The 19750-nt window shown below is 69.2% G+C and carries 17 protein-coding genes; 7 read left to right on the forward strand and 10 right to left on the reverse strand.

Going from position 1 to position 19750, the window contains the following annotated elements; genetic code table 11:
- Positions 1 to 2: 2 nt before the first annotated feature.
- From minD to C1I89_RS27550, 3 genes are all read right to left on the reverse strand, one after another.
- Positions 3 to 818: a septum site-determining protein MinD gene (minD, locus tag C1I89_RS27540; RefSeq protein ID WP_102775560.1), complete on the reverse strand. Its 816-nt coding sequence runs from the start codon at positions 816 to 818 to the stop codon at positions 3 to 5.
- Positions 819 to 946: 128 nt separating this feature from the next.
- Positions 947 to 1795, reverse strand: coding sequence for a septum site-determining protein MinC (gene minC / locus C1I89_RS27545; protein WP_102775654.1), 849 nt, complete (start codon positions 1793 to 1795; stop codon positions 947 to 949).
- Between the two features lie 174 nt (positions 1796 to 1969).
- Complete coding sequence (locus C1I89_RS27550) at positions 1970 to 3736, reverse strand: glutamine--tRNA ligase/YqeY domain fusion protein (RefSeq protein ID WP_102775561.1); 1767 nt, start codon at positions 3734 to 3736, stop codon at positions 1970 to 1972.
- A 136-nt stretch (positions 3737 to 3872) separates the two neighbouring features.
- Here C1I89_RS27550 and C1I89_RS27555 point away from each other — a divergent pair, with 136 nt between their 5' ends.
- Positions 3873 to 5216: a cytochrome ubiquinol oxidase subunit I gene (locus C1I89_RS27555; protein WP_102775562.1), complete on the forward strand. Its 1344-nt coding sequence runs from the start codon at positions 3873 to 3875 to the stop codon at positions 5214 to 5216.
- On the forward strand, positions 5213 to 6265 hold the full coding sequence (locus C1I89_RS27560) for a cytochrome d ubiquinol oxidase subunit II (RefSeq protein WP_102775563.1): 1053 nt from the start codon (positions 5213 to 5215) through the stop codon (positions 6263 to 6265). Before C1I89_RS27555 ends, C1I89_RS27560 begins: the two co-directional genes overlap by 4 nt.
- Before the next feature lie 156 nt (positions 6266 to 6421).
- Here the strand turns inward: C1I89_RS27560 and recQ are convergent, their stop codons facing one another.
- Both recQ and C1I89_RS27570 read right to left on the reverse strand, forming a co-directional pair.
- Complete coding sequence (recQ, locus tag C1I89_RS27565; protein ID WP_102775564.1) at positions 6422 to 8251, reverse strand: DNA helicase RecQ; 1830 nt, start codon at positions 8249 to 8251, stop codon at positions 6422 to 6424.
- Positions 8252 to 8331: 80 nt separating this feature from the next.
- Positions 8332 to 9639 (reverse strand): fimbrial protein, encoded by a 1308-nt coding sequence (locus C1I89_RS27570; protein ID WP_102775565.1) that lies wholly within the window; start codon positions 9637 to 9639, stop codon positions 8332 to 8334.
- Positions 9640 to 9838: 199 nt separating this feature from the next.
- Between C1I89_RS27570 and C1I89_RS27575 the strand changes: the two genes are divergently transcribed.
- From C1I89_RS27575 to C1I89_RS27595, 5 genes are all read left to right on the forward strand, one after another.
- The gene (locus C1I89_RS27575) at positions 9839 to 10540 is read left to right on the forward strand and encodes a response regulator (protein WP_102775566.1); all 702 of its coding nucleotides are present in this window, start codon (positions 9839 to 9841) and stop codon (positions 10538 to 10540) included.
- Positions 10541 to 10552: 12 nt separating this feature from the next.
- Positions 10553 to 12088 carry a sensor histidine kinase gene (locus C1I89_RS27580; protein ID WP_181391069.1) on the forward strand — a complete coding sequence of 512 codons (1536 nt, stop codon included), beginning with the start codon at positions 10553 to 10555 and terminating at the stop codon, positions 12086 to 12088.
- Positions 12089 to 12298: 210 nt separating this feature from the next.
- On the forward strand, positions 12299 to 13372 hold the full coding sequence (gene ruvB / locus C1I89_RS27585; protein WP_102775567.1) for a Holliday junction branch migration DNA helicase RuvB: 1074 nt from the start codon (positions 12299 to 12301) through the stop codon (positions 13370 to 13372).
- Positions 13373 to 13446: 74 nt separating this feature from the next.
- Positions 13447 to 14412, forward strand: a complete 966-nt coding sequence (locus tag C1I89_RS27590; protein ID WP_102775568.1) for a threo-3-hydroxy-L-aspartate ammonia-lyase — start codon at positions 13447 to 13449, stop codon at positions 14410 to 14412.
- Positions 14413 to 14516: 104 nt separating this feature from the next.
- Complete coding sequence (locus C1I89_RS27595; RefSeq protein WP_102775569.1) at positions 14517 to 15425, forward strand: complex I NDUFA9 subunit family protein; 909 nt, start codon at positions 14517 to 14519, stop codon at positions 15423 to 15425.
- Between the two features lie 39 nt (positions 15426 to 15464).
- Here the strand turns inward: C1I89_RS27595 and ruvA are convergent, their stop codons facing one another.
- From ruvA to dusB, 5 genes are all read right to left on the reverse strand, one after another.
- The gene (gene ruvA, locus C1I89_RS27600) at positions 15465 to 16037 is read right to left on the reverse strand and encodes a Holliday junction branch migration protein RuvA (protein ID WP_102775570.1); all 573 of its coding nucleotides are present in this window, start codon (positions 16035 to 16037) and stop codon (positions 15465 to 15467) included.
- A 112-nt stretch (positions 16038 to 16149) separates the two neighbouring features.
- Positions 16150 to 16698, reverse strand: a complete 549-nt coding sequence (ruvC, locus tag C1I89_RS27605) for a crossover junction endodeoxyribonuclease RuvC (RefSeq protein WP_102775571.1) — start codon at positions 16696 to 16698, stop codon at positions 16150 to 16152.
- Positions 16698 to 18287 (reverse strand): bifunctional phosphoribosylaminoimidazolecarboxamide formyltransferase/IMP cyclohydrolase, encoded by a 1590-nt coding sequence (gene purH / locus C1I89_RS27610; RefSeq protein WP_102775572.1) that lies wholly within the window; start codon positions 18285 to 18287, stop codon positions 16698 to 16700. The genes ruvC and purH overlap by 1 nt, the downstream gene beginning before the upstream one ends.
- Before the next feature lie 103 nt (positions 18288 to 18390).
- Positions 18391 to 18630, reverse strand: a complete 240-nt coding sequence (locus tag C1I89_RS27615) for a helix-turn-helix domain-containing protein (protein ID WP_006217670.1) — start codon at positions 18628 to 18630, stop codon at positions 18391 to 18393.
- Between the two features lie 39 nt (positions 18631 to 18669).
- The gene (gene dusB / locus C1I89_RS27620) at positions 18670 to 19695 is read right to left on the reverse strand and encodes a tRNA dihydrouridine synthase DusB (protein WP_168202257.1); all 1026 of its coding nucleotides are present in this window, start codon (positions 19693 to 19695) and stop codon (positions 18670 to 18672) included.
- Between the last annotated feature and the right edge of the window lie 55 nt (positions 19696 to 19750).

Here is a 19750-nt window from a genome sequence, read left to right on the forward strand (position 1 = left end):
GCTTACTTGCCTCCGAACAGGCGTTTCAGGAAACCGGGCTTTTCATAATCGGTAAAGCGCAGGGCCTTGTCTTCGCCAAGGTAACGGGCCACGACGTCCTTGTAGGCTTCGGAGACGTCGGAGTCTTTCAGGTGGATGGCCGGCAGGCCCTGGTTCGACGCCTGCAGCACCGATTCCGATTCGGGGATGACGCCGATCAGCTTGATGCGCAGGATGTCTTCGATATCGGTCAGCGACAGCATTTCGCCGTCGACCACGCGCTTGGGGCTGTAGCGCGTCAGCAGCAGGTATTCCTTGACCGGCTCGTCGCCCTCGACCGCGCGCTTGGACTTGGCCGACAGGATGCCCAGGATGCGGTCGGAGTCGCGCACGGACGAGACTTCCGGGTTGGTCACGACCAGCGCGTCGTCGGCGAAGTAGGCGGCCATCAGCGCGCCCGTCTCGATGCCGGCGGGCGAGTCGCAGACGATGTACTCGAAGCCCATGCCCTTGAGGTCGTTGATGACCTTTTCCACGCCTTCCTGCGTCAGCGCGTCCTTGTCGCGCGTTTGCGAGGCCGGCAGGATGAACAGGTTCTCGAGCTGCTTGTCCTTGATGAGCGCCTGGTTGAGCGTGGCTTCGCCCTGGATCACATTGACGAAGTCGTACACCACGCGGCGCTCGCAGCCCATGATCAGGTCGAGGTTGCGCAGGCCGACGTCGAAGTCGATGACCGCGGTTTTGTGGCCCCGCATCGCGAGTCCCGCAGAAAAACTGGCGCTGGTCGTGGTCTTGCCCACGCCGCCTTTGCCGGAAGTCACCACAACAATGCGTGTCATGACGATCAAACCCTTATGTTCGAATAAATCGCGTTATCGTAAAGCAAAAAGCCTTTGTAAGGCTTCTTACAGGATGTGTTGAAAGTTGCGCAGTCGCAATGCCGGCGCCGGTTTCAGGCCCGCGCGGCTCACGCCTTCAAGGCCTCGATGCGCAGCGTGTCGCCGTCCAGCCGCACCAGCGCCGGCTGGTTCTGCAGGCTGCGGTCCAGCTTGTCCTCGACCACCCGGTAGACGCCGGCCACGGCCAGCAGCTCGGCATCCAGATGCGTGGTGAAGACGCGCGCCGACGTGTCGCCGCGCGCGCCGGCCATGGCCTTGCCGCGCAGGGGGCCGTAGACGTGCACGTTGCCGTCGGCGATGACTTCGGCGCCCTGGCTCACCATGCCGATCACCACCAGGTCGGTGTGCCGCGCATAGACGCGCTGGCCGGAACGCAGGGGCCGGGTGATGACCAGCGCCGACGACGAATGCGGCACGGCGGGCGTGGGGCTGGCGGCCGCGGTGGCGCCGCTGGCTTCGCGCTCGGGCAGGGGCTCGCTGTCGGGCTTGGCCGCGGCAGGTTCGGCCGGCGCGGGCGCGGTTTCGATGGCGGCGGCCGGCACCGAAGGCACGGGCGTGGCGACGTCGTTGGGCGGCGCGGTGTCGATGACCGGGGCCGGACGGGCCGCGGGCGTGGACAGCTCCACCGGGGTCAGCCCGGCGGCGCGGGCGGCCTCCAGGTTGGCGCCTTCGGCCACGACGCCGATGGGGGGCAGGTTATGGCCCCGCAGCGCCGCCAGCAGGGCGGTCCAGTCGATGGTCTCTTCGACGCGGCTGGCGTCGATGACCACCGGTTCGTTCTCGAAGAAGCTGCCGGCGTCCGTCATGCGCTTGGCCAGGGCGGCTTCCAGGCGTTCGGGATCGGCGCTGTGCAGAACCACCCTGATCGCATACAGAGTGGCGCTTTTGAAGTCCAGGGCTAGGGATTCAGTGTTCATCTTGGTCGTGGCTGCTGGCGGTCCGGGCGTCTGAAACGGCAGGCGCGCGGCCGGCTGCGGGATGTCGGGCATGATAACCCGCCGTACGTCCCAGGGGAGTGTTTCCGCAGGGGGAGCGGGCAAGGAAAAGGCGCCTTGCGGCGCCTTTCGCGGACAGTGCGGATCCGGGGCGCCTCAGCCCTGGGCCCAGGAGTCGCGCAGGGTCACGATGCGGTTGAGCACCGGCGCCTCGGGCGTGGAATCCTTGGCGTCGGCCACGAAGTAGCCCAGGCGCTCGAACTGCCAGGTCGCGCCCGGCGAGGCCACGGTGCCCGGTTCCAGCCAGGCCGTGACGGTCTGCTTGGAATTCGGGTTCAGGCAGGTCAGGAAGTCCTTGTCGCCGGCGTCGGGACGCGGGTCGGCGAACAGCCGGTCGTACAGGTGGATCTGGGCCGGCACCGCGTGGGCCGCGCTGACCCAGGTGATGTTGCCCTTGACCTTGACGCTGTCGGCGCCCGGCGTGCCGCTCTTGGTGTCGGGCAGGTACTCGGCATGGACCTCGACGACCTCGCCCGCTTCGTTCTTGACGAAGCCGGTGCAACGCACCACGTAGCCGTACTTCAGGCGCACGGTGTTGCCCGGGAACAGGCGGAAGTACTTCTTGGGGGCTTCCTCGCGGAAATCGTCGCGTTCGATCCAGAGCTCGCGCGACAGCGGGAACTCGCGCTGGCCGGCCTGCGGATCGTGCGGGTTGCGCGGCGCGGTACAGATCTCGCTCTGGCCTTCCGGATAGTTGGTGAGGACCAGCTTGATCGGGTCCAGCACCGCCACCGAACGGGCGGCCACCGGGTCCAGGTCGTCGCGCACGGCCTGTTCGAGCAGGCTGTAGTCGATGCGCGAGTCGGACTTGGAAACCGCGGTGCGGTCGCAGAACAGGCGGATCGACGACGGCGTGTAGCCGCGGCGGCGCAGGCCGAAGATAGTGGGCATGCGCGGGTCGTCCCAGCCGTCCACGTAGCCTTCGCGCACCAGCTGCAGCAGTTTGCGCTTGCTGGTGACGACGTAGCTGAGATTCAGGCGCGCGAATTCATACTGGTGCGGCAGCGGGCGGGCCAGCTTGCCCAGCTCGGCCAGGCGTTCCAGGATCCAGTCGTAGAACGGACGCTGGTCTTCGAACTCCAGCGTGCAGACGCTGTGCGTGATGCCTTCGAGCGCGTCTTCGACCGGATGCGCCCAGCTGTACATCGGATAGATGCACCACTGGTCGCCGGTGCGGTGGTGGGTGGCGTGGCGCACGCGGTACATGACCGGGTCGCGCAGGTTGATGTTGGGCGAAGCCATGTTGATCTTCGCGCGCAGCACCAGGCTGCCGTCGGGATGCTTGCCATCGCGCATTTCGCGCAGCAGGGCCAGCGATTCCGCGGCCGGGCGGTCGCGCCAGGGCGAGTTGACGCCGGGCTCGGTCAGCGTGCCGCGGTTGGCGCGGATCTCGTCGGCGCTCTGTTCGTCGACGTAGGCGTGGCCGGCCTCGATCAGCGCTTCGGCGAACTCGTACATGTAGCCGAAGTAGTCGCTCGCGAAATACAGGTTGTCGTTGCCGTCGGCCTTCCAGTCGAAGCCCAGCCAGTGCACGGCCTCGATGATGGCGTCGACGTATTCCTGGTCTTCCTTTTCGGGATTGGTGTCGTCGAAGCGCAGGTGGCAGACGCCGCCGAAGTCGCGCGCCAGCCCGAAGTTCACGCAGATGCTCTTGGCGTGGCCGATGTGCAGGTAGCCGTTGGGCTCCGGCGGAAAGCGCGTGCGGATGCGGGCCGGATCCAGGCCGCCCTGCTGTTGCTGCGCCGCCGGGCCAGGCTTGCCGGCCCAACGCTTGCCAGCGTAGCGGTTGGCGTCGAGATCGTCCTGGACGATGTTCAGCAGGAAGTTTGAGGCGGCGGGGGTCGGCGTCGTGGCGGAGGTCATTCTTGAAAGAATAGGAAAAAGCGGCGACAAAGCGTCAATTTTGCCATGTTCCGCCGCAGATCCCTTTTCAGGGCTGGCGCAACCGGTTTCAAACTGTCCCCACAGTCTTGTAACTGGCTCTACACTACGGCCCATCATGGACATATCCACCTTATCCCTGGCCCGCGCGCAGTTCGTGGCCAGCCTGAGTTTCCTGGCGCTGTTCCTGGCTGTTTCCCTGGCTCTCGCCTGGGTGCTGCTGTTTTTCAAGGTCCGGGCGCGCTGGTCCGGCCTGCCCGGCTGGACGGCCGCCTACCGCTTCTGGGTGCGCATCTTCGCGCTCGCCTTCGTGCTGACGCTGGCGGCCAGCGTGCCCGTGCTGATCCAGCTGGGCAGCCTGTGGGCCGGGCTGATGGACAAGGTCGGCAACGTGGCCGGCCCCTTGCTCGGCTACGGCATTCTTTCCGTGTTCATCCTGAAATCGTGTTTCCTGGGCGTGATGCTGTTCGGCCAGCGGCGCGTGTCCGACGGTGCCCACACGCTGGCCGTGCTGATGGTGGCGGTGGGGCAGCTGGTGGCGGTGTTCTGGGTGCTGGCCCTGCAATCCTGGATGCAGACGCCCGACGGCGCGCTGCTGGTCGACGGCCGCTACCAGGTCTACGACTGGGTGGCCGTGGTGCTGAACCCCTCGGTGGGGTGGCGCATGGCCGTGGTGGCGGTGGGCGCGGCGCTGGCCGCCTCGTTCCTGATGATGGGCGTGACCGCCTTGCAGGCGCTGCGCCGCCCGCTGGGCGACGGCGAGCGCAACGCGTTCAAGACCGCGCTGGTGGTCGCGCTGGTGGCCGCCTTCCTGCAGATCCCGGTCGCGACCGGCGCCGGCCAGCTGGTCGCCAAGCTGCAGCCGGCCAAGGCGGCCGCGGCGGCCGGCTACTGGGAAAGCGGCGCCGAGCCGGAGCTGGTGCTGTTCGGCTGGCCCGACGCCCGCAACCATCGCAACCTGGCCGACGTGACCGTGCGCAATGCGGGCGGGATGTGGCTGCACCGCAATCCTGACGGCACCTACCAGGGGCTGGACAAGTATTCGGGCATGCTGCCGCCGGTCGCGCTCACCTTCCTGTCGCTGCGCGTGGCGGCCGGGCTGGGCCTCTTGATGCTGGCCGTGGCCTGCGTGACCTTTCTGTGGACGTTCCGGCGCGGGCTGGACCTGTCCACGCTGCCGCGCTGGTGGCAGCGGGTGGTGTGCGGCATGATGTTCTCGGGCGGCATCGCCGTGGTGGCGGGCTGGTGGGTGTCGGTGATCGGGCTGCAGCCCTTCGTGGTCAACGGCACCGTCACCCAATCGGAAGTGCTGGGTTCGGTTTCGTCCAACACCGTGCTGTACGGCCTGATCGGCTACGGCGTGCTGTACGCCGTGCTGCTGGCCGCATTCGCCGGCATGCTGTTCCACGCGGCGCGCTACGGCGTGGTGCCGGTGCGCAAGCTGGCCGGAGGTGCGCCATGATCGCCATGCTGGCCGCTTCGCAAGGCCTCAATCCCGACGACCCCTCGTTCTGGATGCCGCTGGCGTTCATGGCGCTGCTGTTCGTGGTGATCGCCGCGGGCATGGTGCTCGATGGCTTCGACCTGGGCGTGGGCATCCTGCTGCAGCTCGCGCCCGAGCACGAGCGCGGCCGCATGATGAGCCTGCTGAGTCCGTGGCGCGACGCCAACGAGTTCTGGCTGCTGCTGGGCATGGGGCTGTTCGCCTCGGCCTTTCCGTTCGCCTGGGGCGCGGTGCTGGGCAAGCTCTACGGGCCGCTCACCTGCATGGTGCTGGGCGTGGTGCTGCGCAGCGTGGCGTTCGAATTCCGCATCCGCGCGCGCAACGAAATGAAGCCGCGCTGGATCTTCGGCTTCTGGGCCGGCTCGCTCATCACCGCCTTCGGCCAGGGCATGCTGCTGGGCCGCATCGCCACCGGCTACCAGTCCGACGCCGGCTACGGCTGGTTCTCGGTGTTCGTGGGCCTGTGCGCGGTGGCGGCCTATATCCTGCTGGGCGCGGCCTGGCTGGTCATGCGGGTCGACGGCGACCTGCAGCGGCGCGCGGCCAACTGGGCGCGCCACGCCATCCGCTGGACGGCGGTGGGCATGGTGTCGATCGCGGTGACGCTGGGGCTGGCCAACGCCGGCATCTTCTACAAATGGAGCAACATCGCCCACCTGAGCGTGGCCGCCACGGTCTGGGTGCTGATGCTGGCCGGCTTCGTCGCGGCCGAAATGCTGCTGGCGCGGCTGCCCGGCAAGGCGGACCGTTTCAGCTGGCTGCCCTTCGTGCTGTGCGTGGCCCTGTTCCTGCTGATGCTGAGCGGCCTGGCCTACAGCCTGTTCCCCTATCTGATCCTGGACGACATGACGATCTGGGACGGCGCGGGCGCGTTGGGCTCGATGCGGCTGGTCCTGGCCGGCGCGGTCGTGGGCGTGCCGGTGGTGCTGGTGTTCAACATCCTGGCCTACCGTTCGGTGTTCGGCAAGGAACGCCCGCCGGTGCCGCTGCTGCCGCCGCCGGCGTGAGGGGTGGGGGCGGCAGTGATGCCGATTTGATGCGGGCTGGGATGCCGACTGTGAGGCTTGCGTAGGATGGGTGCAGCGCGAGAGGATTTGGAAAAGGACTCCGGCCTCCAGCGCGCGTAACCCATCAGGCGGCGCCAGCCGCCAACCACACCCTCATCAAACGATCGGCCTGGACACCCGCTGCAGGATTTCCTCGCCGTAGGCTTCCAGCTTGCGCGCGCCGACGCCGCTGATGTGGCTCAGCGCGTCCATGGAGTCGGGCTGGGCCAGCGCGATTTCGCGCAGCGTGGCGTCGTGGAAGATGACGTAGGCCGGCACGCCGTGGCTCTTGGCCACTTCGCCGCGCCAGGCGCGCAAGGCTTCGAAGACGGGCTGCAGTTCGGGCGGCAGGTCGATGGCGGCGGCCTTGGGGCGGCCGCTGCCGGTCTTGCCCGAGCGCGGTTTCTTTTCCGATTCGCGGCGCAGCATCAGCTGGCGCTCGCCCTTGAGCACGGCGCGGCTGCCTTCGGTCAGGGCCAGCGTGCCGTAGCCTTCGTTGTCCACGGTCAGCAGGCCCTGCGCCAGCAGCTGGCGCAGCACGCCGCGCCATGCCGTGTCGCTGAGGTCGGCGCCCACGCCGAAGACGCTCAGGGTTTCATGGCCATGCTGCCTGGTGCGGTCGGTGACCTTGCCGCGCAGGATGTCGATGATGTGGCCGGCGCCGTAGCGCTGGCCGCGTTCCTTCCATAGCCGGTAGACGGCCGACAGCACTTTCTGCGCCGCGACGGTGCCGTCCCAGGCCTGGGGCGGGTCGAGGCAGACGTCGCAGTTGCCGCAGGCCGTGATCTGCTGGCCGAAGTAGGCCAGCAGCCGCACGCGCCGGCATTCCACGGTTTCGCACAGCCCCAGCATGGCGTCGAGCTGCTGGCCCAGGCGCCGGCGGTAGGCGTCGTCGCCGGGCGATTCGTCGATCATGCGGCGCTGCTGCACCACGTCCTGCAGGCCGTAGGCCAGCCAGGCGGTGGCGGGCAGGCCGTCGCGACCGGCGCGGCCGGTTTCCTGGTAATAGCCTTCCACGGACTTGGGCAGGTCGATGTGCGCGACGAAGCGTACGTCGGGCTTGTCGATGCCCATGCCGAAGGCGATGGTGGCCACCATGACCACGCCGTCCTCGCGCAGGAAGCGCGCCTGGTTGGCCGCGCGCACCTGCGCGCTGAGCCCGGCGTGGTAGGGCATGGCGTCTATGCCCTGGTTGCACAGGAATTCGGCGGTCTCTTCCACCCGCGCGCGCGACAGGCAGTAGACCACGCCGGACTCGCCCTCGTGTTCGGTGCGGATCAGGTCCAGCAGCTGCTTGCGTACCTCGTTTTTCTCGACGATGCGGTAGCGGATGTTGGGGCGGTCGAAGCTGGCGACGAAGTGGCGCGCCTCGTCCAGAGACAGGCGCTGCGCGATTTCGCGACGGGTGGCGTCGGTGGCGGTCGCGGTAAGCGCGATGCGCGGCACGTCGGGCCAGCGCTCGTGCAGCATCGACAGGCCCAGGTATTCCGGCCGGAAGTCGTGGCCCCATTGGGACACGCAGTGGGCCTCGTCGATGGCGAACAGCGCGATGCGGCCGCGTTCCAGCAATTGCAGGCAGCGGTCGGTCAGCAGGCGTTCGGGCGCCACGTAGAGCAGATCCAGCTCGCCGGCCAGGAAGGCCTGTTCGACCTCGCGGGCCACGCGCCATTCCTGGGTGGAGTTCAGGTAGGCGGCGCGCACGCCCAGTTCGGTCAGGGCGTCGACCTGGTCCTGCATCAGGGCGATGAGCGGCGACACCACGATGCCGGTGCCTTCGCGCACCAGCGAGGGCACCTGGTAGCAGAGCGATTTGCCGCCGCCGGTGGGCATGAGCACCAGCGCGTCGCCGCCGCCGATCACCTGATCGACAATGGCTTGCTGGTCGCCGCGGAAGGATTCGTAACCGAAAACGCGCTGCAATACGCTGAGGGCGCGCGCGTCAGACATGGGGGTAGGCCGGAAGCATCATGGCAGGGATTTTAAGCCCCAAATCCCGCGGCCCGTCGCGCCAGGGAGATTTCCGTCCGCTACCAGTTCAGCCAGGTGCCGCGCATGAAGGTGTCGACCGGCATGCTGAGGTTGGCGCGCCACTCGTAGTCGCCCGACAGGATGTCGCGGTCGGCGCCGACGGCCAGCTGGACCTTGGGCGCCACGAACATGCTGTGCGACAGCCCGACGCGCTGTTCGGCCTGGGTCGAGCCTTCGCGCAGGCCCGAATAGGTGCCGCTGAAGGTGCCCCAGCCCGAAATGGGGACGCCCGCCGACAGCGTGTTGCGGGTCTGGCCCGTGGCGGCCGCGCCGTCGGCATACATGGACAGGTCGCCGAAACCCGCGCCCACCTGTTCGGCCGTATAGCCCAGGTGGACCAGGTTGGCCACCTCCACGTTGTAGCCGAAGCGGTAGCGCCAGGCGTTGACCGCGTCGAACGAGCTTTGCGTGGCCCCGGCCTGGAAGGTGCCGTATTCGCCGGCGGCGTAGGTGGTGCCCATGCCGCGGGTGGTGAGCGAAGGCGCACTCTGCATCTGGCCTTCCAGAGTGAGGGCCGGCGTGAGGCCGTAGCGCACGCTGCCGCTGCCTGCCGAGGCCCCGTAGTCGACGGCGCCCGAGCGCGCCGCCGGGTCCATGTTGTTGAGCAGGCCGACGGACGAGGAATAGCCGAAGGCGCCTTCGGCGATGGTGGGGCCCGTCCCGGCCCAGTTCGAGATCTGCAGCCCGCCCACGGGGGCGCCGCTGCCCCAGGCCGGGGCGGCGGCGGTGATGTTGCCGACCGCGATGGAGGGGCCGGCCGTGTTGCGGTAGACCCAGTTGCGGCTGCCGCCATAGCGCAGGCCGTCCTGGCCGCTGACCGAGGCGAACCAGGGCCGGGACGGGCGCGCCACACCCGAGATCACGACCACGGGAATGTCGCCTTCCTCCAGCGCGAAGGAGTAGTCGGGCGCGGCCTCCTCGGGGGCGGTGAGGGCGCGGCAGTCGACCGCCGGCGGCCGGACGTCGCCCGACAGCTCGGCCCCGGTGCCGGGAGTGCTCAGTTCCGGCGTCTGGCCGTCGCCGCCGCCGTGCACGCGGGTGTCGATGGCGGGTTCCAGGGTCTGCAGGTCGCAGGGGGAGGGGTCCAGCGGCACCGCGCGCGCGCCGATGGCGGGCGCGGGACGCACGGGGATGGTCTGGACCGGCGCCAGCGCGCCGATGCCGCGCACCCAGCCGGCCGGCGTGCCGGACGCGGGCAGCAGGGCGTCCGCCGCGCTGCCGGCCGCGGCCGGCAGCGGGCCCAGCGCGGCTGCGGCCAGGATTGCGCGCAGCAGCCAGTTTCGCCGGAAGAATGCAGGGGCGGGCATAGAAACCAGTGTAGAAAGGGAGCGCCGCGGATGCTGTGAACGTTCATGGGCTGTCCGCGGCTGGGCAGGATTCATTTTATCGCCTCGATCGGCTTCCGATAAAAGCGCCGGAAACGGCGTTCTACATCGTGCAACAGGTATATTTCAGTTGATTTCCTGCCTCTTGCGGCCCGACGCGCCGCGCCCCACTATGGCATCCATGGACAATCCCCACACCAAGCTGCTGGTCGTCGACGACGATCCGGCCCTGCGGCAGCTGCTTGCCGACTACCTGAACCGGCACGGCTACGACACGCTGCTGGCGCCCGACGCCACCGACCTGTCGGCCCGCATCACCCGTTACGCGCCCGACCTGCTGGTGCTCGACCGCATGCTGCCCGGCGGCGACGGCGCCGACGCCTGTCGCCGCCTGCGCGAACAGGGCGAGGACATCCCCGTCATCCTGCTGACCGCCCGCGACGAGGCGGTGGACCGCATCATCGGCCTGGAGGCCGGCGCCGACGATTACGTCGGCAAGCCTTTCGATCCGCGCGAACTGCTGGCCCGCATCGAGGCCGTGCTGCGCCGCAAGCGCGGCCCGTCCGCCCTGACCAAGGACGCGCCGGTCTCGTTCGGCCCGTTCCTGTTCGATCCGTCCACGCGCCAGCTCTCGCGCGACGGCACCGTGGTCAAGCTGACGGGCGGCGAGATCAACCTGCTCGAAGCGCTGGTGCGCAATGCCGGCAAGCCCTTGTCGCGCGAACGCCTGCTGGCCCTGGCGCGCGACGACGACGCCGGCGAACGCAACGACCGCGCCATCGACATCGCCATCCTGCGCCTGCGCCGCGTGATCGAGGACGATCCCAAGCAGCCGCGCTGGATCCAGACGGTCTGGGGCATCGGCTACCGGTTTTCGCCCTAGAGCCCCGTCCCGATGCGCTTTTCTCCCGGTTTCCTGATGCCGCGCTCGCTACGGGCGAGGCTGATCCTGCTGATCCTGGGCGCGGTGCTGCTGACGCAGGCGGCCACGCTGGTGACGGTGTCCTACTTCCGCCACAAGTTCATGGAAGAGGTGGCGATCGGCTACATCGTCACCACCATCCGCACGCTGCGGGCCGCCGTGTCGCAGGTGCCGGCCGACGAACGCGCCGATTTCGTGCGCACGGCCTCGCAGAACCAGTGGCGCCTGTGGTCGCGCGTGCTGCCGGCCGAAGCCAAGCTGCAGCGTTTCAACGGCCGCCGCGCCAAGCCGCCGCCCAAGCCCGCGCCCACGCCGCCCTCGCCGCCGTCGGCCGATCCGCAGCTGCACGGCCCGCCGGCGCCGCCGCCGCCCGAAGTGCGCGACGACGACCGCGACGAACGCCGCGCGGAGCAGGAGTTCAGGCGGCGCCACAAGCCCGAGCCGGACGACATCCGCCAGGACCTGCGCGGGCTGGTGCAGCAGCTCAACGAGCGGCTCAACGACGGCACGCGCGTGGCCCTGTCGCGCGGGCCCACGCCGGAAATCTTCATTTCGCTGGCCCCCAATTCCAACACCGAGGACGTGCCGCGCCTGCGCGAGTGGCTGGTGATCCCGCTGGACCGGCTCGACCCGCCCGTGACCACGCCCTTCATCGCCGCCTGGCTGGGCGGGCTGGGCCTGCTGCTGCTCCTGGCCGTGGGTTTTTCCTGGCACATCACGCGCCCGATCACGCGGCTGGCCGACGCCGCCGACCGGCTGGCCGCGGGGCAGCCGCAGCGCGTCGACCCCTCGGGGCCGCACGAGACGCGGGTGCTGGGCGAGCGCTTCAACGCCATGCTGGACGCGCTGGCCGAATCCGATTCGGTGCGCCGCACGCTGCTGTCCGGCCTGCCGCACGACCTCAAGGGGCCGCTGTCGCGGATGTGGCTGCGCATCGAGCTGGCCGACGATTCCAAGCTCAAGGAAGGCCTGCGCGCCGACCTGCAGGACATGCAGCACATGGTCGACCAGTTCATCGGCTTCGTGCGCGGAACCGACCCGGCCGCCTACCGCTACGCCTCGATGGTGCTGGGCGACTGGCTGATCGAGCGCGTGGGCGCCTGGCAGGGGGCGGGCACCGACATCCGCCTGCGCAACGGCGCCGACGACGACGCGGCGCTGGTGGTGCAGGCCGACGCGGTGGCGCTGGGCCGGCTGCTGGACAACCTGATCGGCAACGCCCTGAACCACGGCGCGCCGCCGGTCGACGTGACGCTGAGCCGCGAAGGGCGCTACGCGGTGCTGGACGTGGCCGACCACGGGGCCGGCATCGCGCCGGAGCGCCGCCGCGAGGCGCTGCGCCCGTTCAGCCGGCTCGACGACGCGCGCACGCGCACCGGCAGCGTCGGGCTGGGCCTGGCCCTGGCCGAGGCCATCGCGCGCGCCCACGGCGGCTCGCTGGAGCTGCGCGCGGCCGATTCCGGCGGCCTGTGCGTGCGGGTGCGGCTGCCCCTGTCGGAAACCGCCTAGTGTGCTGTCCCGTAGATGCGTCCGCATGACGAAATTTCTCCTCTTGACGTCAGGGCTAGGCGCAAACCGCAGCGATACCCGTAGGTATCGCGAGGATTTGCAACGACGCCCTGGCGTCAAGGGGGGAATTTCGTGCGGGCGTATCTACGGGAAAGCACACTAGGGTTACGGTACGATGCATCCTGCTTCGTCCTTTGCCGTTTCCGCACCATGGCCATCCAGTCCGATTCGCTTTCCTCCCGCCCCGACGCCCCCCGTATCGTGGCGCCGCAGCCGGTATCTCCCAACGAGGAGTCGATCGAACGCGCGCTGCGGCCCAAGGCCCTGGACGAGTACGTGGGGCAGCAGCGCGCCCGCGAACAGCTCGAAATCTTCATCGCCGCCGCCAGAAAGCGCGGCGAGGCGCTGGACCACGTGCTGCTGTTCGGCCCGCCGGGCCTGGGCAAGACCACGCTGGCCCACATCATCGCCCATGAAATGGGCGTGCAGCTGCGCCAGACCTCCGGCCCGGTGCTGGAGCGCCCGGGCGACCTGGCCGCGCTGCTGACCAATCTCGAAAAGAACGACGTCCTCTTCATCGACGAGATCCACCGCCTGTCGCCCGTGGTCGAGGAAATCCTCTATCCGGCGCTGGAGGACTTCCAGATCGACATCCTGATCGGCGAAGGGCCGGCCGCGCGCAGCGTCAAGCTGGACCTGCAGCCCTTCACGCTGGTGGGCGCGACCACGCGCGCCGGCATGCTGACCAATCCGCTGCGCGACCGCTTCGGCATCGTCTCGCGGCTGGAGTTCTACGACGCCGCCGACCTGGGCCGCATCGTCACGCGCAGCGCCGGCCTGCTCAACGCCGGCATCACGCCGGAAGGCGCGGCCGAGGTGGCGCGCCGCGCCCGCGGCACGCCGCGCATCGCCAACCGGCTGCTGCGCCGCGTGCGCGACTACGCCGAGGTCAAGGCCGGCGGCATCATCGACGCGGACGTGGCCGGCCGCGCGCTGGCCATGCTGGAAGTCGACCCGCAGGGGCTGGACCTGATGGACCGCAAGCTGCTCGAAGCCATCGTCCACAAGTTCGACGGCGGCCCCGTGGGCGTGGACAGCCTGGCCGCGGCCATCGGCGAAGAGCGCGACACCATCGAGGACGTGATCGAACCCTACCTGATCCAGCACGGCTACCTGCAGCGCACGCCGCGCGGACGCACGGCCACGCTGACGACCTGGCGCCACCTGGGGCTGACCCCGCCGGCCGGCAGCGCCAGCGGATCGGGCGACCTGTTCGGCAAATAGGCCCGCCCGCGCCCGAGGGGCGGCGGCGGGTTTATCATCCTGGGGTTCCGTTTCCCTTCAAGGACCGATTCCCCATGCAGCCCGAATTGCCCTCTTACGACGACGTCGCGCGCGCCAGCGAGCGCCTGGCCGGCAACGCGCACCGCACGCCGGTGCTGACCTCGGCCACCGCCGACGCGATCAGCGGCGCCTCGCTGTTCTTCAAGTGCGAGAACTTCCAGCGCATGGGCGCCTTCAAGTTCCGCGGCGGCTACAACGCGATCGCGCGCCTGACGCCCGAACAGCGGGCCGCGGGCGTGGTCACGTTCTCGTCGGGCAACCATGCCCAGGCCATCGCGCTGGCCTCCAGGCTGCAGGGCGTGCAGGCCACCATCATCATGCCGCTGGACGCGCCGGCGGCCAAGCGCGCCGCCACCGAGGGCTACGGCGGCAAGATCGTCACCTATGACCGCTACACCGAGGACCGCGAGGCCATCGCGCGCCGCATCCAGGCCGAGACCGGCGCCACGCTGATCCCGCCCTACGACCACGCCGACGTCATCGCCGGCCAGGGCACCGCGGCCAAGGAGCTGTTCGAGGACGTGGGCGAGCTGGACTATCTGTTCGTCTGCCTGGGCGGCGGCGGGCTGCTGGCCGGCTCGGCCTTGTCCGCCTACGCGCTGAGCCCGCGCTGCCTGGTCTACGGGGTCGAGCCCGAGGCCGGCAACGACGGCCAGCAGTCCCTGCGCAAGGGTGAAGTCGTCCGCATTCCGGCGCCCAAGACCCTGGCCGACGGCGCCGCCACCACGCACCTGGGCAATCTGACCTTCCCGCTGATCCAGAAGCACGTGCGCGACATCGTCACGGTGACCGACGAGCAGCTGGTCGCCACCATGAAATTCTTCGCCGAACGCATGAAGATGGTGGTCGAGCCCACCGGCTGCCTGGGCGCGTCCGCGGTGATGCAGAACGTGGTGCCGGTGCGCGGCGCCCGGGTCGGGGTGATCATCAGCGGCGGCAACGTCGATCTCCCGGCCTACGCCAGACTGCTGGCGGGCTGACGCACGCCGGCGGCGGCCGGCGCGGCCGGCCGCCGATGCGCGCTTGCGGTTGTCGCCCGTGCAGGGCAGAATCGGGGCTGAATCCTGACGAACAGGGGCTGCGCATGCGTATTCTTGTCATTGGCGGCACCGGTTTCATCGGTCGCCACCTGATCGCGCGGCTCAGCGCGCAGCCGCAACAAATCATCGTGCCCACCCGCCGTTTCAGCCGTGGGCGCGATCTGCAGATCTTCCCCACCGTCACCCTGCTCGAACGCGACGTCCACGACGACGCCACGCTGGACGCGCTGGCGCGCGGCTGCGACGCGGTCGTCAACCTGGTGGGCATCCTGCATGGCAATTCAGGCCGGCCCTATGGCTCGGACTTCGCGCGGGCGCACGTGCTGCTGCCGCAGCGCATCGCGCAGGCCTGCCGCCGCCAGGGCGTGCCGCGCCTGCTGCACGTCAGCGCGCTGGGCGCCGACCCGCAGGGCGACAGCATGTACCAGCGCTCCAAGGGCGATGGCGAGGCCGCCATCAAGCAGGAATTCGCCGGCTGGCGCGAAGGCGGCTGGACCATCTTCCGTCCCTCCGTCGTGTTCGGCCCCGACGACCAGTTCACCAATATGTTCGCCCGGCTGGCGCGCTGGCTGCCGGTGCTGCCTCTGGCCGGCGCCCACGTGCGCATGCAGCCGGTGTACGTGGGCGACGTGGTGGCCGCGCTGATGGCGGCGCTGCGCGACCCCGGCGCCCGCGGCAAGACCTATGAACTGGGCGGCCCGCAGGTCTATACGCTGGGCGAGATCGCGCGCCTGTGCGCCGCCTGGAGCGGCCATCCGCGGCCGGTGCTCAACATGCCGATGGGCGTGGGCCGCATGCAGGCCATGCTGTTCGAATGCCTGCCCGGCACGCCGCTGATGTCGCGCGACAACCTGGACTCCCTGCGCCGCGACAACGTCTGCGGCGGGCCGATAGCGCCCGAGCTGCACGTGGTGCCGACCGGCCTGGAAGCCGTCGCGCCGCGGTATCTGTGACGGGCGGCGCAAACCGCGGTCTTTCGCAGCGGGCCCCGCTCAGCGCACCAATGCCTTGAGCGCCTGCTTGATCCCGTCGGACACGCCCACGCCTTCTGGCAGGGTCTTCAGCGCCGACAGCGATTCCTTCTCGGAGTAGCCCAGCGCCAGCAGCGCGTTCAGGATGTCCGACTGGCTGTCGGGCGCGGCGTGCGGGGTCGCGCCGATGTCGGCGCCGAGCTTGCCGCGCATTTCCAGCAGCAGGCGTTCGGCGGTTTTCTTGCCGATGCCGGGCACGCGGGTCAGGCGTCCGGATTCCTGCAGGGTGATGGCCTGGGCCAGGTCGGCCACCGACAGCCCCGACAGGACCGCCAGCGCGGTGCGCGCGCCGATGCCGCTGACCTTGATGAGTTCGCGGAACGCGCTGCGTTCGCCGGCGGTGGCGAAGCCGTACAGGATGTGGGCGTCCTCGCGCACGGTCAGGTGGGTGTAGAGCGTGACGCGCGCGCCGTTGTCCGGCAGGGCGTACAGCGTGCTCATGGGCACGTCGATGTCATAGCCCAGACCGCCCACGTCCACGCAGATGGTGGGCGGAAGTTTTTCGATCAGGGTTCCGGTGATGCGTCCGATCATGGTGATGGCAGGCCTGGCAAGAGTGGAACCGCGCGCGATGCGCGGCGAATGCGGGGATTCTATACGCTGGGCGCTAGGGCCTGTTCACACTAAAAGGAGCCACGCACAGGCCCTAGCCCAGCAGGCGGCCGTTGCGGATGCGGGTCTTGCCGCCCATGTGCAGGGCGCCGCCCAGGCGGTCGAGCTTGTCCTGGAGGGGGCCGACGTGGGCGTGGCAGATCGCGCAGGCCAGCGCGTCGGCCGAGTCGGGCGAGGGCGCGCCGTCCAGCGCCAGCAGGTGCTGCACCATCATCTGCACCTGCTCCTTGGCGGCGCGGCCGGTGCCGACCACGGCTTTCTTGATCTGCAGCGCGGTGTATTCGTGCACCGCCAGCGAGCTGTCGGCCAGCGCGCACAGGGCCGCGCCGCGCGCCTGGCCCAGCAGCAGGGTGGAGGCCGGGTTGGTGTTGAGGAAGATGATTTCCAGCGCGGCCACGTCGGGCCGCGTGTCGCGCGCGACCTCGCGCAGATTGTCCAGGATGACCTTGAGACGTTCGGGCAGGGATAGCGCCGGCGGGACCACGATGGTCCCGCTGGCGACGTAGCGCAGCCGCGGGCCGTCGGCATCGATCACACCGAAGCCGGTGCGGCGCAGGCCGGGATCGATGCCGAGGACGCGCATCAGTGGCGGAAGTGGCGGGTGCCGGTCAGCACCATGGCGATGCCGTGCTCGTCGGCCGCCGCGATCACTTCGTCGTCGCGCACGCTGCCGCCGGGCTGGATCACGCAGGTCGCGCCCGCCGCCACCACCACGTCCAGGCCGTCGCGGAAGGGGAAGAAGGCGTCCGAGGCCACGGCCGAGCCCTTCAGCGTCAGGCCGGCGTTTTCCGCCTTGATCGAGGCGATGCGGGCCGAGTCGATGCGGCTCATCTGGCCGGCGCCCACGCCCAGCGTCATGCCGCCGCCCACGAACACGATGGCGTTGGACTTGACGTACTTGGCGACCTTCCAGGCGAAGGCCAGGTCGTTCATTTCCTGCTCGGTGGGCTGGCGCTTGGTGACCACCTTGAGCGCGTCGCGCGGCACGTTGTAGGCGTCCGGGCTCTGCACCAGCCAGCCGCCGCCCACGCGCTTGACGTCGAAGGCGTTCTGGCCCGTGCCCATCGGCACTTCCAGCACGCGCACGTTCTTCTTGGCCGCCAGGATGGCCAGCGCGGCGCCGTCATAGGCCGGCGCCAGCAGCACTTCCAGGAACTGCGAGCTGACGGCTTCGGCGGTGGCGGCGTCGACCGGGCGGTTGAAGGCGATGATGCCGCCGAAGGCCGAGGTCGGGTCGGTCTTGAAGGCCTGCTGGTACGCGCCCAGCGTGTCGGCCGCGACCGCCACGCCGCAGGGGTTGGCGTGCTTGACGATGACGCAGGCCGGGGCCTCGAAGCTGCGCGAGCATTCCCAGGCGGCGTCGGCGTCGGCGATGTTGTTGTACGAGAGTTCCTTGCCCTGGAGCTGGCGGTAGTTGCCCAGCAGGCCGGCCGGACGCTGCGCGTCGACGTAGAAGGCGGCGGTCTGGTGGGGGTTCTCGCCGTAGCGTAGCGCCTGCTCCTGCTTGACCTGCAGCGTCAGCGTGCCCGGCCATTCGTTGCGCGCCGGCACGGCGTCCTGCTTGGGCTCGGCGTCGGCCAGGCTGCTGAGGTAGGCGGCGATGGCGCCGTCGTAGGCGGCGGTGTGGGCGTAGACCTTGGCGGCCAGCGCCAGGCGCAGGCCGTAGGAGGTGGCGCCGCCCTGGTCCATTTCGGCCAGCACGCGCGAGTAGTCGACCGGGTCGATCACCACCGTCACGCCGCCGGCTTCGGTGCCGTGGTTCTTGGCCGCCGCGCGCAGCATGGCCGGGCCGCCGATGTCGATGTTCTCGACCGCGTCGGCGAAGGTGCAGTCCGGCTTGGCCACGGTTTCGCGGAACGGATACAGGTTGACCACCAGCATGTCGATGCGATCGATGCCCGCCGCCTTGATGGTGTCCATGTGCTCGGCGCTGTCGCGGCGCGCCAGCAGGCCGCCGTGGATCTTGGGATGCAGCGTCTTGACGCGGCCGTCCAGGATCTCGGGCGAGCCGGTGTGGGCGGCCACTTCGGTGACGGTCAGGCCGGAGTCGGCCAGCAGCTTGGCGGTGCCGCCGGTCGACAGCAGGCGCACGCCGCGCGCGGCCAGCGCGCGGGCAAATTCAACGATGCCGGTCTTGTCGGACACCGAAAGCAGGGCGGTTTCGATTTTCATGGTGAGGGACGGGAGTGGGGCGGGACGCCTTTCTCGTTCTGGTCAGATGGGAAATCTTGAAGGAGCGGGCGGCGCGCCGCGGCGCCTCTCCCGCGCGGGAAAGCTATACCTGGATATTGTGCGCCAGCAGCTTCTTGCGCAGCGTGTTGCGGGTGATGCCCAGCATTTCGGATGCGCGCGACTGGTTGCCGCCCGAGCGCTCCAGCGCCACTTCGAGCACCGGGCGTTCGACGCAACGCATCACCATGTCCCACATGTCGTGGGGCTCGGATTCGCCCAAGTCTTCGAAATAGCGCTCCAGGCTGGCGCGCACGCATTCTTCCAGGACATCTTTCTTGCTCATTTGAGTACAGATATTTTTATGTTGGTGGTGTTGAGGCGGTTATGCCGCCAGCAGGGCTTCTGCGATCGGCGCCGGATGAGGCCCGCCGTCGCGCGAGATGAGGTCGAACCAGTCCGACACCGCCCGCCACTGGTCTCGGGTATTGTCGATCAGATTCATGCGGGCGCAGAACGAATCCGCTCCCGGCAGGCCGTCCAGATACCAGCCGATGTGCTTGCGCGCCGTGCGTACGCCGGTGTGCTCGCCATAGAACCGGTAGTGGTCGTCGAGATGTTCGAGCAACAGCTCGCGCATTTCCCCGTATGAGGGAGGGGCCAGTGTTTCGCCCGTGCGCAGGTAGTGGTCGATTTCGCGGAAAATCCACGGACGGCCCTGGGCCGCCCGGCCGATCATGACCGCATCGGCGCCAGTGTAATCCAGGACGCGCCTGGCTTTTTCAGGAGTATCGATATCCCCGTTGGCGACCACGGGGATGTCCAGCTCCGCCTTGACGGCCCGGATGGTGTCATATTCCGCCTCGCCCGTATAGAGGTCGGCGCGCGTGCGGCCGTGCAGGGTGAGGGCGGCGATGCCGGCCTCCTGCGCCATTTTCGCGATGCGCAAGGCGTTGCGGTTCTCCCGGTCCCAGCCGGTGCGGGTCTTGAGCGTGACCGGCACGCCCAGCGGCGCGCAGGCCGACACCACGGCATCGAGAATGCGGGCCACCAGGTCTTCGTGGCGCAGCAGCGCCGACCCGGAGGCGACGTTGCAGACCTTCTTGACCGGGCAGCCCATGTTGATGTCGATGATCCGGGCCCCTTTATTCGCGTTGAACACCGCCGCCTCCGCCATCATGGCGGGATCGGCGCCGGCGATCTGCACCGAGACCGGGGCGATTTCGCCGTCGTGGTTCAGGCGGCGCGAGGTCTTGACGCTATCCCACAGCTTCGGGTTGCTGGCGGCCATTTCCGAGACGGCGTAGCCGGCCCCCAGCTTCTTGCAGAGCTGGCGGAAAGGACGGTCCGTCACGCCCGCCATGGGCGCGACCAGAACGTTGTTGGGAAGGGACCATTGGCCTATGCGCATGCTCACATTTTAACCGGCTCGATCGCGCCCTCATTTTTCCGGCCGGCAAACGGCT

Origin of the sequence: Achromobacter pulmonis (genome assembly GCF_002885955.2) — a bacterium.
GTDB lineage: Bacteria > Pseudomonadota > Gammaproteobacteria > Burkholderiales > Burkholderiaceae_B > Achromobacter > Achromobacter pulmonis_A.